The 13,671-nt window shown below is 49.2% G+C and carries 7 protein-coding genes, 15 tRNA genes, 1 rRNA gene and 2 riboswitches (1 of these 25 running past the window's edge); of the genes, 1 reads left to right on the top strand and 22 read right to left on the bottom strand.

The window, feature by feature from the left end:
* Positions 1-35 precede the first annotated feature (35 nt).
* Together AB432_RS03205 and AB432_RS03200 are read right to left on the bottom strand one after the other, a co-directional pair.
* Positions 36-1,337, bottom strand: coding sequence for a histidine--tRNA ligase (locus tag AB432_RS03205; protein ID WP_048035673.1), 1,302 nt, complete (start codon positions 1,335-1,337; stop codon positions 36-38).
* 294 nt (positions 1,338-1,631) lie between these two features.
* On the bottom strand, positions 1,632-3,008 hold the full coding sequence (locus AB432_RS03200; RefSeq protein WP_048030963.1) for an NCS2 family permease: 1,377 nt from the start codon (positions 3,006-3,008) through the stop codon (positions 1,632-1,634).
* Positions 3,009-3,185: 177 nt separating this feature from the next.
* Positions 3,186-3,287: riboswitch (purine riboswitch) on the bottom strand.
* A gap of 137 nt (positions 3,288-3,424) precedes the next feature.
* Here AB432_RS03200 and AB432_RS03195 point away from each other — a divergent pair.
* Complete coding sequence (locus AB432_RS03195; RefSeq protein ID WP_048030961.1) at positions 3,425-3,910, top strand: NTF2 fold immunity protein; 486 nt, start codon at positions 3,425-3,427, stop codon at positions 3,908-3,910.
* A gap of 66 nt (positions 3,911-3,976) precedes the next feature.
* Here AB432_RS03195 and guaA read toward each other — a convergent pair whose 3' ends face one another.
* From guaA to AB432_RS03095, 20 genes are all read right to left on the bottom strand, one after another.
* Entirely contained in the window at positions 3,977-5,515 is a 1,539-nt protein-coding gene (guaA, locus tag AB432_RS03190) for a glutamine-hydrolyzing GMP synthase (RefSeq protein WP_048035672.1), read from the bottom strand.
* A 158-nt stretch (positions 5,516-5,673) separates the two neighbouring features.
* Positions 5,674-5,776: riboswitch (purine riboswitch) on the bottom strand.
* A gap of 20 nt (positions 5,777-5,796) precedes the next feature.
* The gene (locus AB432_RS03185; protein ID WP_048030959.1) at positions 5,797-8,031 is read right to left on the bottom strand and encodes a transglutaminase TgpA family protein; all 2,235 of its coding nucleotides are present in this window, start codon (positions 8,029-8,031) and stop codon (positions 5,797-5,799) included.
* Between the two features lie 4 nt (positions 8,032-8,035).
* A complete protein-coding gene (locus tag AB432_RS03180; RefSeq protein ID WP_048030957.1) occupies positions 8,036-9,241 on the bottom strand; it encodes a DUF58 domain-containing protein in 1,206 nt (401 codons plus the stop codon).
* Between the two features lie 14 nt (positions 9,242-9,255).
* Positions 9,256-10,209 carry an AAA family ATPase gene (locus AB432_RS03175; RefSeq protein ID WP_048030955.1) on the bottom strand — a complete coding sequence of 318 codons (954 nt, stop codon included), beginning with the start codon at positions 10,207-10,209 and terminating at the stop codon, positions 9,256-9,258.
* A 196-nt stretch (positions 10,210-10,405) separates the two neighbouring features.
* Positions 10,406-10,482: transfer RNA gene (locus tag AB432_RS03170), tRNA-Arg, on the bottom strand.
* A 7-nt stretch (positions 10,483-10,489) separates the two neighbouring features.
* A tRNA-Gly gene (locus AB432_RS03165) sits at positions 10,490-10,565 on the bottom strand.
* Positions 10,566-10,616: 51 nt separating this feature from the next.
* Positions 10,617-10,698, bottom strand: a tRNA-Leu gene (locus AB432_RS03160).
* A gap of 66 nt (positions 10,699-10,764) precedes the next feature.
* A tRNA-Lys gene (locus AB432_RS03155) sits at positions 10,765-10,840 on the bottom strand.
* Between the two features lie 5 nt (positions 10,841-10,845).
* Positions 10,846-10,920, bottom strand: a tRNA-Gln gene (locus AB432_RS03150).
* 4 nt (positions 10,921-10,924) lie between these two features.
* Positions 10,925-11,000, bottom strand: a tRNA-Thr gene (locus AB432_RS03145).
* Between the two features lie 18 nt (positions 11,001-11,018).
* Positions 11,019-11,094: transfer RNA gene (locus AB432_RS03140), tRNA-Phe, on the bottom strand.
* 35 nt (positions 11,095-11,129) lie between these two features.
* Positions 11,130-11,206: transfer RNA gene (locus tag AB432_RS03135), tRNA-Asp, on the bottom strand.
* A 5-nt stretch (positions 11,207-11,211) separates the two neighbouring features.
* Positions 11,212-11,288, bottom strand: a tRNA-Met gene (locus AB432_RS03130).
* A 78-nt stretch (positions 11,289-11,366) separates the two neighbouring features.
* A tRNA-Val gene (locus AB432_RS03125) sits at positions 11,367-11,442 on the bottom strand.
* 33 nt (positions 11,443-11,475) lie between these two features.
* Positions 11,476-11,549 (bottom strand) — tRNA-Glu (locus tag AB432_RS03120).
* Positions 11,550-11,563: 14 nt separating this feature from the next.
* A tRNA-Leu gene (locus AB432_RS03115) sits at positions 11,564-11,648 on the bottom strand.
* Between the two features lie 8 nt (positions 11,649-11,656).
* Positions 11,657-11,733: transfer RNA gene (locus tag AB432_RS03110), tRNA-Met, on the bottom strand.
* Between the two features lie 24 nt (positions 11,734-11,757).
* Positions 11,758-11,848 (bottom strand) — tRNA-Ser (locus AB432_RS03105).
* Between the two features lie 7 nt (positions 11,849-11,855).
* A tRNA-Asn gene (locus tag AB432_RS03100) sits at positions 11,856-11,931 on the bottom strand.
* 56 nt (positions 11,932-11,987) lie between these two features.
* Positions 11,988-13,671, bottom strand: a 23S ribosomal RNA gene (locus tag AB432_RS03095) (it continues 1,245 nt past the right edge of the window).

Below are 13,671 nucleotides of genomic sequence, written 5' to 3'. Positions count from 1 at the left end.
TACAAAAAATGGAAGAAAAAGACTATCTTTCCGCTTTACCCTGATAGCTTGTCGGACAGCCACTTTTCAACCAACTCCAAAGGAACCGGCTGTTCCGTTCCCTCTCGCATATCTCGGACGACGACCTGCCCACTGTTCACTTCGTTTTCCCCATAGATCAAGGCAAAAGCAAAGCCTTCTTTGTTTGCATAATCGAGTGCTTTTTTCAGCCGTCTACCAGTCAGCTCCAGCTCGACTCTGATGCCGCTCTCGCGCAATCGATTGGCCAAGCCGAGACTGGATGCTTCTGTCCCGAGGGGAATGACGAATACATCGGCAGCTCTCTGCTCCTCCGTATTGCGATTTGCCAACGCTGCAAGAATGACATCCAAGCCAAACGAAATCCCTACAGCGGGATACTCTCTTCCATCATCCAAAAGCCGACCGATAATCTGATCGTAACGTCCCCCACTGCCGATACTGGACGTAATACTTCCATCCTGCAAAAAGATCTCATACACAATCCCTGTATAGATCCCTAAGCCTCTTGCTAAAAATGGCGAGAAACGAAGCTCCCCACCCACACCCGCTCCTTTTATATAGGCAAGCATATCGCGCAGCTCCCGAATCCCTTCCTGAACAAGCGGGGATGAAAAACGCTCTGCCAACAGATCCAGGGTAATCACACCTTCGTGCAAGAAAGATGTAATCGCCAAAACGAGTGACTCCTCGACGTTTCGCTCTCGCAAATCATCACGCACTCCGTCCACGCCGATTTTCTCGAGCTTATCCAGCGACAGCATGACATCCCCAGCCCGCTCTACGGGAACTCCCAGCTCCTGAAGCACCCCAGATAACAGCTTGCGGTTGTTGACCTCAATGTACACGTCGAGCCCCAGCCGCTTGAATGCCTCAAACCCCATACTGAGCAATTCTGCTTCAGCCAGCACCGACGTCGTTCCCACGATATCGACATCGCATTGAATAAATTCGCGCAAGCGCCCGGTTTTTACTGGACCGTCCCGAAATACTTTTCCAATCTCATACCGCTTGAACGGCATCCGCATCTCAGGATTCATGCCCACCACCTTCGTCAACGGTACGGTCAAATCGTAGCGTAGCCCAAGCTCTCTATCTCCTTGATCGCTCAAGCGATACACTTCCTTCAAGATTTCATCCCCGCCACCGTACTTGGATGCCAGCAATTCGTAGTGCTGTAGCATAGGCGTCTCCAACGGTTTGCAGCCGTATGTCTCGAATACTGCTTCGAGCGTCCGTCGAATCCAGTTTCGTTGCATTTGCTCCTGCGGCATGAAATCTTTGGTGCCTTTTACCGTTTTTAATACTTCGTTCTCCATGAATAACACCCTTTCTTTTTTCAGATAAAGAAAACCAAAAAAGCCATGCAAGGCAACTTCCTGCCCGCATGGCTTCCTAAATACACCACCGCAGGCACGAAGCACAAGAAGCGCTTGCACCTGCGGAAAAATTTCCGAAGATACAAACGCTCTACGTGTGGTGATGCTGTTGAAGGAACATGTTGAGACCTGTCATGGGAATCGGTCCATCCTTCCGTGAAAAAAGATTTTTCCTATCATAGCGCAAAAAAAGCTCCCCGTCCAGCGGACGAAGAGCTTGATTCCCAAAAAATCCTATTCGCGCAACCAGATGAAGTACGCCAGGAAGACGAAGAACAGCACATACATCGCCGGATGTACTTCGCGAGCCTTGCCTTTCATTACCTTCATCACCGGATAAACGATGAAGCCTGTCGCGATCCCTGTTGCAATACTGTAAGTCAATGGCATCAACAAAATCGTCAGGAATGCAGGGAACGCTTCATCCAGGTCATCCCAAGCCACTTTTGCAATGTGAGAAGCCATCAGAACACCGACGATAATGAGCGCTGGTGCTGTAACCGCTGGTGTCACAATTGCGAGAATCGGTGAGAAGAACAACGCCAGAAGGAACATGATCCCTGTGACAACTGCGGTAAATCCGGAGCGTCCGCCTGCCGCTACCCCTGCTGTCGATTCAACATAAGCCGTAGTGGTAGAAGTTCCGAGTACCGCACCTGCCATACCTGCAATCGCATCGGAAGCGAGTGCTTTTCCTGGACGTGGCAAATTGCCGTCTTCGCGAAGCAATCCCGCTTGGTTGGCTACACCCAAGAGCGTACCCGTCGCATCGAAAAAGTCTACAAACAAAAACGTCAAAACAACAATCAGCATATTCACGGTGAACAATGCAGATGGATCACCGAGATATTGGAACGCAGCACCGAATGTAGGAGCAAGGCTCGGTGGTGCAGAAACGACTTGCTCAGGCAGATTCACCAGTCCGAAAAACATCCCGGTAATCGCCGTAATCAACATTCCGATAAAGATACCTGCATTGACTTTGCGAGAAAGCAGAATGACCGTCACGATCAGACCAAACACAGCAAGCAATGCATTTTTCGCTGCCAAAATTGCTTCCGGCTTCATGCCCTCGTGATAGAAGGTGAGATGCCCCAGTGCTACGAAGGTCGCATCATTTGCTACGATAATACCCGCGTTTTTCAAACCGATAAACGCGATAAAAAGACCAATCCCTGCCGAAACTGCGTATTTCAAGCTTTGTGGAATCGCTTTGATGATCGCTTCACGAACCCCTGTCAGAGACAGGATCAAAAAGATCGTACAAGAGAGGAATACGCCAGCCAAAGCCTGTTGCCAAGGAATTTGCATCGTCAGAACGACGGTATAAGTGAAAAATGCGTTCAATCCCATCCCCGGAGCTTGACCGATCGGCAAACGTCCGAGAATACCCATTAACAGTGTACCGAGAGCAGCAGCCAACGCCGTTGCGGTAAAGACAGCCCCAAATTCAGGATAGTTTGCTTTCAAATCTGGCGGCAGATCAGCCCCACTGAGAATGAATGGATTGACAGCCAAGATATATGCCATTGCCAAAAAAGTAGTGATACCCGCGATGATTTCGCGACGGTAATTGGTGCCTAGCTTGTCAAACTCGAAATACTTCCGCACCTATAAGTCCCCCCATACTAATCTTGTTGAAAAAACAGTCTATCTGTTTTTTGCCGACCGTAAATGAAAAACGTCGAGACGTTTTTCACAAAAAAAAGGCCCGGACGCTCTTATCATGCGCCTGGCCATCAAACAAAACACTCCGGGAATAATTCCAAATATAATAACAAAATCAGATCCCGATGACATTTTGTTCGTAGCCAGGTCGTTAACGGCGACCATGTAGAAACTCTTGAGCCATATTCTCAAGAATATACGAACCTTCCTATATTACCTACTCACATTGAGAAGTGTATCAGGTGACATAGGGAATGTCAACGAAAATACGAACGTTCATTTTTGGAAAGAGCTTAATATCCGGATATTTTCTAAGAAAGCCTGTGTTATACTTCATAATTAGATGGAGGAGATCCAAAATGAGCTTTATGGATGCTTGGGAGCAAATAATAGCGGAGCAGGAACGAGAACGTGACCGGCTTCGAGTCAATCGAATTACCATACGGATCGACGATAAGAAAAAGAGCAAGCACAACGTTCACCAAAAGGAAAAGGTCATCGAATATGGCCTGGTAGAACGTGATTTATATGATGAGAATTTATTGGGGCGGTTTGAACTCTATTTCGCAGATCGCGACACTCTTCGCAAGCAAAATCGGTTTGGAGATGAATTTGCTTTTGGTGAGCTTACAGATGAACATGCAGTTGCCAGGGCAATCTTCTCCTATTTAGCGGAGCACTATTCTCAGTTTTTGGAGGAAACTCCCTTCGCTATCAGCTTCAACCCTATTGCAGAAGCTTGGATTATCGAAGGAACTCTTCCTCCGGGATGGCTAGGCGGGGTCATTTATATTGCTCTGGCAAAAGAAAATGGAGAGCTTCTTATGATGTATGGAACGAGATAATTTTTGCATAAAAAAACTCTCTTTTATTCGCCAATCACGCAAATAAAAGAGAGTCATTTTTTGCTCCTATTCCCACTCAATTGTTGCTGGTGGTTTGGACGTTACATCATACACAATGCGGTTTACATTGTCTACTTCATTCACGATACGCACAGAGATTTTCTCCAATACATCCCACGGAATGCGCGCCCAGTCAGCAGTCATACCATCAATGGACGTTACCGCACGAATCCCTACTGTGTAAGAATACGTACGAACATCTCCCATTACACCAACGGTCGTCATGTTTGGCAAAGCCGTGAAGTACTGCCAGATTTCCCGATCAAGACCTGCCTTGGCAATTTCCTCACGCAAGATCGCATCGGATTCACGAACGATCTTCAGTTTTTCTTCCGTCACTTCACCCAAAACACGAATGCCGAGGCCTGGTCCTGGGAACGGCTGACGCCAAACAATCTCATCTGGCAAGCCCAGCTCTGTACCCAGTTTGCGTACTTCGTCTTTGAACAATGTTTTCAATGGTTCAATCAACGTGAACTTCATGTCTTCTGGCAAACCGCCTACGTTGTGGTGCGATTTGATCGTTTGTGCAGTTGCTGTCCCGCTCTCCACGATATCGGTGTACAGCGTACCTTGTGCCAGGAAGTCCATATCTGTCAGCTTCGCAGCTTCTTCATCGAATACGTAAATGAACTCGTTACCGATGATTTTGCGCTTTTGCTCTGGGTCAGATACACCTTTGAGCTTGCTCATGAAACGCTCGCGAGCATCGATCTTGATCACTTTCATGGAGAATTTCTCAGAGAATGTCTCCATTACCCCTTCTGCTTCCCCTTGGCGAAGAAGACCGTGGTCAACGAACATACACGTCAATTGATCGCCAATCGCTTTGTGAATCAGTGCTGCTACTACGGAAGAATCCACACCACCGCTCAACGCACACAGTACTTGCTTGTTGCCGACTGTTTCACGAATGCGAACCAGCTCGTCCTCGATGAACGTCGTCATGCTCCAAGTCGCTTCACATCCACAAATGTTGAACAGGAAGTTTCCGATGAACTCAGTACCTTTTGCCGTATGAACTACTTCCGGATGGAACTGTACGCCATACAACTGACGCTCAGGGTTGCTGATCGCGGCTACTGGGCAGCTGTCGCTTACCGCATCAATGACAAATCCGGTTGGGAGCTCCACTACTTTGTCAGAGTGGCTCATCCACACGATTTCGTTCGCATCCCACTTGTCGTACAAGCTGTGTTTTTGCTGCATACGCAATTCAGCTTTTCCGTACTCACGTTTACCTGCGCGTTCTACTTTTCCGCCCGTCAAATGGCTCATCAACTGCATACCGTAGCAAATACCCAATACAGGCAAGCCCAGATCAAAAATTGCAGGGTCTACAGTTGGTGCTCCCTCTTCGTACACGCTGGCAGGTCCGCCAGAGAAAATAATCCCTTTTGGATTCATCTCTTTAATCTTTTCAACAGGTGTATTGAACGGTATCAATTCACTGTAAACACCCAGATCGCGTACACGGCGCGCGATCAACTGATTGTACTGGCCTCCGAAATCAAGTACGACGACCATTTCCATTGACTTGTCCATCATATCCCCCTTCTCCTGTAACATACAGGACGTGCAAGTGTCGGCATGCCATGCGAAGTTGTCGCATATTTGCAAAAAAGCCGGGACTGCTATCTCCGATAAACAATACGGAGGCAACGTCCCAGCTTGTGTACACATGTGCGGTTTGCATGTACAAAAATCCGATGTGCTCTCCTCGTAGTCGCCAAATTTACGGTCTAGCGGTAGAAACTTTCAGGCCCTATTCCTGATCATTATACGAGTCTCATTGATCGTCATTCTAGCAGATGAAACGGCATTGATCAAGGTTTCAATTGACGGATTAACCGTTCGAGTATTTGCTCTGCTATTGTTCTTGCCTTTTGTTCCATTTGTTTGTAGCCATACACGGTACGTTCGTACAGCTCTGTCAAATAGCGCAGGTCTTGTCGCTTGTCTGCCGGCAGGGTCATCCTGCCCACGTACTCGCGCAACGTTTCTCCTGGCTGTCTGCGCGTGTAGACTCGCTCCATCATTCGCATTAGCAGATGGTACCGATCCGGGAACTCACTGCTTCGCTCTTGATTCAGTTGTCTGCGCATCCACCATAGCTGGATGTCTTGTCTGCGACGCCAGGCGATAATTCCTGCCACGACAGCGGCTACTGCCAAGCCCGCGTTTACTTGCCATGGAATTTTAATCCAACTGCCTGCTGGGCTGTCGCCCTCTTCCAACTCATTGAAACGTCCATTCCCACGATCGATGTCCGTTTGATTCTCCATGTTTGGCAACGGGATAGGGATCTCCGGCTTTGAGGTGACCAGATCGTAATTAAAACGAACAGGTGACATGAATGTACTCGTCGCTTCAAAAGGAACCCAACCAACCCCCGGGAAGTATACCTCTACCCACGAGTGAGCGTCCTTGTTACGCACTTCTACAGTCTCGTAGTTAAACGCATCCGTTCCCACTCGTTCACCAGGTGCGAAGCCCTTGACCCAACGTGTCGGGATATCCAGAGTACGCAGCATAACCGCCATCGAGGTGGAGAAATGATCACAGTACCCTCGAAGGCTGTCAAACAAGAAGTGATCGACAAAATCCTGACCTTCTGCGGCGACTGGAACGTCTTTCGTTTCATACTTATATTTTCCACTTGAGCGCAAGTAATTCTCGATCGCTCTCACTTTGTCATAAGGAGTCTTCGCGTCCTTGGTAATCGTTGCAGCGAGCTCTCTCACTCGCGGAGGCACCGAGGCTGGCACTTGCAAATAGCGCTCTTTGATATCATCCGGATAGTTCGTCCCCGCATTTGTCACGGCCTTTTCACTGACAATCGGTACCTCTGTCTCGACCTTGTATTGATTCAGTTTGAGCAAAAGCGGATTAGGGCCGTACTCTGGCCGACCGTTTTTCTCACTCAGCTGAACCAAGTTGATTTTTCCTGCCCGTACTTCCAATTGCTGATTCATTTTGTCATAAACAACGGTTGCCTCTGGTGGAGCGTAGTTGCTCACCTTTTTCAGCTGACCTTGATAAAAGACAGTCGGGAATTGCTGCGGACCCTTAAATTCTAATGTCGCTTGTACCTTCTTCGTTTCAAGCCCTTGGAACAGCGTATTTTCCCATGTATAGGTTTGCGGGTCCAGGATTGACTCGTACTCTCTATCGCCTTTTTCCCAGCCAACTCCCGTATACACGTCCTTCGAGTCACCACGCCAATAGCTGCGTTCGTTCGTCTTTGCAATAAATACTAATGTGTTATCTTGCAGGAAAGGACCACCCAACCGTTCATCGTTGTTGTCGTATCCTACTTTTTTCATCACACCAACAGGGGTATCGTTTCCTTTCCCTGTTAAAAAGGCGATCGGATCAGGCCATGACGGTCCTGTCTTCGGTGCAGCATAACCGATGCCTATACAAGCCATAATGACCATCACCGAAGCCAGCAGCGAGTTGAGCATGATTCGGCTTCTCTTCCCTGTCAGTGTCGCCATGTTCGTCATCTTCATCAGATGGCTAATGGCCAGCATCAGGAAACCAATGGTCAGCGTCCGTACAACCCCTGCACTGGCATCATACGGGAGAAACGTATCCAACACCGCCAAATACAGTTCCGTCAAAAAGACAAACCATAAGCCTTGCCGTTGTTCCAGCACCAGATACGTTAACATCGTCGCTAACAACACCAAAACGAGATCAAACATGGTATTCCGCGACAAGATCGACATGCTGGCCCAATCCTGTTGAAACGCTAACGGAAGATCGTGAATCATCTGCCTGTACAATGCACCAATCCATTCCGTGTCAAAAAACGGTTTGTCAAATAAAGTAGCATGCAAAAGCACCATTAGCCCTATAGCCTTGATCGGCAAGGTTAGCCACCGATAAGGGATCAACAGGTCAATAATAATGACGCCAGCCACAATCGCATAAAATGGCCACAGAACGCCCGTATCGGTTAATGTCTGTAGAGGAATAAGCCACTCTCTTAACATCAGGAACAGAAGAAGGGCCAAGACCCATTCCCAAATCGTTGGACGCTTCCAAACGCTCATGAGTCTATGCACCTCCTATCCGTTTCCACTCTTGATCATCCATGTGAATAGACGTACATGTTACTTTGTTTGCGCCAAGCAGCTGCAACGCTTGCTTTTGTTCCTGCGAAATCGTTAACTCGCTCTGCATGAGAAACAACTGCACGCGTCTGCCTTTTTGGGCGAGTGTGACCAAACGACTGATCAACGTTTTTTCTACATGCGGTGTAATAATAATCAAAGTAACACCTTGAGGCTGCTCCAATGCTTCTCTTCCCACAATTCTTGCAAATAACTCTTGTCCTTCTGGCGCGACACGAGCTAATTGATCAAAAACTCTGAGGAAATGGGCATGGGACAGACCTGGTGGTATCGATATGCGTTCTGCTTGCTTGTACACGAGCCCATAATGGTATTGATTCCGATTGGCGTAGGCGATCAGACTCGCGGCTAGCTTCACTGCTGTTTCGAACAAGTGCACAGGCTTCCCTTGGTAGCTCGCCTTCTCTACATCAAGGAAAAAGACCGCCTGATTCATCGCCTGATGCTCAAACTCCTTCGTCTTTAGACCCGTCCCCCGTGCAGAAGCTCGCCAATGAATTTGGCTCAAGCGATCGCCCCGATGATAATCTCTTACGCCGCGTACTGCTGCTACGTCATCAGACCGTCGATGGGAAACATGCACAGTCCCACTAAAGCTCCCATCCCCCAGGGCCCAATGGGTCAATTCTTTGTATTTTGGATAAACGAGAAACTCCTGAGAAATCGAATAAACTTTGCGGCGCTCAAAAAATCCGAAAAAATCCCCACCGCTCACTACACATTCATCGAGACGATAGTATCCCCGTGGTACATTGGGTATAACATATCGAAACTCGACTTCCCTTTTGAACCACGGGAATATCAGTTGTCGATGCGGCTCATACACGCCAGCCAGTCTCGCCGGCAATGGCTCCATAATCATATTCCATCCAAGCGGAAACCAAATTCTTCGGCGCAGACGTATCGTTACAATGACATCTTCCCCATCCTGTAGACGATTGCGATCTAGTTCACGCTCGACCTCTAGCTTCGTGAACATGAGTACATAAGCGACAATTTCATACAGGAGAAACACCAAACTACTATAGAAAAGAAACCAGCTTGAGAAGCCGCCTTGAAATTTTGCGAATACATAAGTGATCAGGACTAATGCGATCGCCTTGAGCCTACCCCACCTTTGCTTTCTCATCTGCAATCACCGCCTTAGCTCACCGGGACACGGGTCTCAGACAAGATCATAGCCAACACCCGATCTACGGTTGCTCCTTCCAGTCTTGCTTCTGGTTTCACAATCATACGGTGTGCAAACACTACTGGAACTAGTTCCTTCACGTCATCTGGAATGACATAGTCACGTCCACGAACGAATGCCAACGCCTGAACAGCCCGGAAAAGAGCAAGGGAACCGCGCGGGCTCACGCCTAGATAAATATGATGATGCTCACGCGTACGATGACACAGACGCACGATGTATTCTTTTATTCCTTCCGATACCTTGATCGTCGATACCTGGCGTTGCAGTTCCGCAAGCTCCGCTGTGGTTATAACCGGCTGAAGCTCTTCCAATGGATTCGCCGTAGAGAATCTGGACAACATCCGCATTTCTTCCTCTACTGTTGGATACCCCAAGCTTAATTGCATGAAAAATCGGTCCAATTGAGCTTCAGGTAATGGGAAGGTCCCTTCATACTCTAATGGGTTTTGTGTAGCCATCACAAAAAACGGCTCTGCCAATCGATACGTAGCACCATCGATTGTTACCGATCGCTCTTCCATTGCTTCCAAGAGTGCGGATTGTGTTTTTGGCGAAGTCCGGTTAATTTCGTCTGCAAGAATGACATTTGCAAAAATCGGCCCTTGACGGAACTCAAACTCCAGACTTTTTTGATTAAAGATAGCAACCCCTGTCACATCCGTTGGCAACAAATCTGGGGTAAATTGAATTCGTCTAAACTCACCACTGATTGATTTGGACAATGCACGTACCATCATGGTCTTCCCAACGCCTGGTACATCTTCGAGCAAAACGTGACCATTCGCTAGAACAGCCGCTACCATCAGCTCAATTACAGAGCGTTTACCAATCAATACTTTTTCTATATTATCGATTAAACTGGCTATTGCAGGATTTACTTGTTCCAATTTGATAGGGTTCATGTTGATACAACTCCTGTTCCATGATATTCTTCCGCAGGTTTGTAACAGCTGTTCCTCCATGCTTTCAGCGTAATTCTAAAGTAATGGATGCAAATAGGAGATACAAGGGAAAAATGCTTAAAATTTGCAAAAATACACAAGTCATTATAAAAAAAAGAGTAGGATCTATTCCTACTCTTCGGTTTCATATGAAATATGGCGTGCCCTGAGAGATTCGAACTCCCGACCTTTTGATTCGTAGTCAAACGCTCTATCCAGCTGAGCTAAGGGCACAAATAAATGGAGCGGACGAAGGGTCTCGAACCCTCGACCTTCGCCTTGGCAAGGCGACGCTCTACCAATTGAGCTACGTCCGCATGTTACATCTTATGTGGTTTGTACTGAGAGCAAAGCTTTCTGTCATAGTATGGTGCGGGTGAAGGGACTTGAACCCCCACGGTTGCCCGCCAGAACCTAAATCTGGTGCGTCTGCCATTCCGCCACACCCGCATTTTACTTAGAACAGAAAAGGCATTACTGTTACTATCACGCAGCTTTGCTTATTGAACAAAAAACTGGTGAGCCATGAAGGACTCGAACCTTCGACCCTCTGATTAAAAGTCAGATGCTCTACCAACTGAGCTAATGGCTCGCAAATGGCTGGGGTACTAGGATTTGAACCTAGGAATGACGGAGTCAAAGTCCGTTGCCTTACCGCTTGGCTATACCCCAATGGTGGTGCCGGCAATAGGACTTGAACCCACAACCCCCTGATTACAAGTCAGGTGCTCTACCAATTGAGCTATACCGGCGCTGTTAAATTTAATTAGTGGTGGCTCGGGACGGAATCGAACCGCCGACACGAGGATTTTCAGTCCTCTGCTCTACCGACTGAGCTACCGAGCCATTTATGATTGATCTTCGCCATTCTTTAAGAAAAATGGCGGAGCTGACGGGACTCGAACCCGCGACCTCCGGTGTGACAGACCGGCGTGAACTCCAACTTCACCACAGCTCCATATTTGGTTGCGGGAGCAGGATTTGAACCTGCGACCTTCGGGTTATGAGCCCGACGAGCTACCGAGCTGCTCCATCCCGCGATAGTTAGGACGACTGAGTGTCAGTGTTGCCACAGGACGTGGCGTTTTTAGCTGACCTTCCTTGTCCATTAATATAAGTGGTGGAGGCTGACGGGATCGAACCGCCGACCCTCTGCTTGTAAGGCAGATGCTCTCCCAGCTGAGCTAAGCCTCCAGAACCCCTGCGATTGCAGGGCATTTTGCTAGGTGACCCGTAGGGGATTCGAACCCCTGAATGACAGCGTGAAAGGCTGCTGTGTTAAACCGCTTCACCAACGGGCCAAGATTATGAAGTATGGTGCGGTCGGCGAGACTCGAACTCGCACGGGTCGCCCCGCCACCCCCTCAAGATGGTGTGTCTGCCAATTCCACCACGACCGCAACTAATATGGTAGCGGCGGAGGGAATCGAACCCCCGACCTTTCGGGTATGAACCGAACGCTCTAACCAGCTGAGCTACACCGCCATGAAGCTATGAGATTAAAACATATGGCGGAGAGTGAGGGATTCGAACCCTCGCTACGCTTGCGCATACTAACGGTTTAGCAAACCGTCCCCTTCGGCCTCTTGGGTAACTCTCCGTATATATGGCTCCTCGGGACGGACTCGAACCGCCGACCGATCGGTTAACAGCCGATTGCTCTACCAACTGAGCTACCGAGGAACGTTTTTGAAGGATTTATTCCTTCAAAACTGAATACGCATGATTGCTAAGAGTGTGTGGATAAGTCCTCGACCGATTAGTATTCGTCAGCTCCACGCGTTACCGCGCTTCCACACCGAACCTATCAACCTCATCGTCTATGAGGGGTCTTACCAGCTTGCGCTGTGGGAAGTCTCATCTTGGAGGGGGCTTCACGCTTAGATGCTTTCAGCGCTTATCCCGTCCGCACATAGCTACCCAGCTGTGCCACTGGCGTGACAACTGGTGCACCAGCGGTGCGTCCATCCCGGTCCTCTCGTACTAAGGACAGCTCTCCTCAAACTTCCTACGCCCGCGACAGATAGGGACCGAACTGTCTCACGACGTTCTGAACCCAGCTCGCGTACCGCTTTAATGGGCGAACAGCCCAACCCTTGGGACCTACTTCAGCCCCAGGATGCGATGAGCCGACATCGAGGTGCCAAACCTCCCCGTCGATGTGGACTCTTGGGGGAGATAAGCCTGTTATCCCCAGGGTAGCTTTTATCCGTTGAGCGATGGCCCTTCCATGCGGAACCACCGGATCACTAAGCCCGACTTTCGTCCCTGCTCGACTTGTAGGTCTCGCAGTCAAGCTCCCTTCTGCCTTTACACTCTACGAATGATTTCCGACCATTCTGAGGGAACCTTTGGGCGCCTCCGTTACCTTTTAGGAGGCGACCGCCCCAGTCAAACTGCCCACCTGGCATGGTCCTCTCGCCCGATAAGGGCGACGAGTTAGAAACTCCGTACATCAAGGGTGGTATCCCACCGACAGCTCCACAGAGGCTGGCGCCCCTGCTTCTCAGCTTCCCACCTATCCTGTACATGATGCACAAAGTTCCAATACCAGGCTACAGTAAAGCTCCATGGGGTCTTTCCGTCTTGTCGCGGGTAACCTGCATCTTCACAGGTATTATGATTTCACCGGGTCTCTTGCCGAGACAGCGCCCAAGTCGTTACGCCTTTCGTGCGGGTCGGAACTTACCCGACAAGGAATTTCGCTACCTTAGGACCGTTATAGTTACGGCCGCCGTTTACTGGGGCTTCGGTTCAAAGCTTCGCTTGCGCTAACTCATCCCCTTAACCTTCCAGCACCGGGCAGGCGTCAGCCCCTATACTTCGCCTTGCGGCTTCGCAGAGACCTGTGTTTTTGCTAAACAGTCGCTTGGGCCTTTTCACTGCGGCCCCCTCGGGCTATTAACCCTACCGAGGCGCCCCTTCTCCCGAAGTTACGGGGCCATTTTGCCGAGTTCCTTAGCAAGAGTTATCCCGCGCACCTTAGGATTCTCTCCTCGCCTACCTGTGTCGGTTTGCGGTACGGGCACCTTGTTCCTCGCTAGACGCTTTTCTTGGCAGTGTGAAATCAGGGACTTCGGTACTTAAATTTCCCTCGCCATCACAGCTCATGCTTAACGGTGTGCGGATTTGCCTACACACCACACTTACTGCTTGGACGGCCATCCAGTAGGCCGCTCACCCTATCCTCCTGCGTCACGCCATTGCTCAAGCGGAACAGAGGTGGTACAGGAATATCAACCTGTTGTCCATCGCCTACGCCTTTCGGCCTCAGCTTAGGTCCCGACTAACCCTGGGAGGACGAGCCTTCCCCAGGAAACCTTAGGCTTTCGGTGGACAAGATTCTCACTTGTCTTTTCGCTACTTACACCGGCATTCTCACTTCCAAGCGCTCCACCGCTCTTTCCAGTACGGCTTCACTGC

Origin of the sequence: Brevibacillus brevis, assembly GCF_001039275.2 — a bacterium.
GTDB lineage: Bacteria > Bacillota > Bacilli > Brevibacillales > Brevibacillaceae > Brevibacillus > Brevibacillus brevis_C.
The sequence above is the reverse complement of the archived record's forward strand: the minus strand, read 5'-3'. Positions and strand labels throughout refer to the sequence as shown.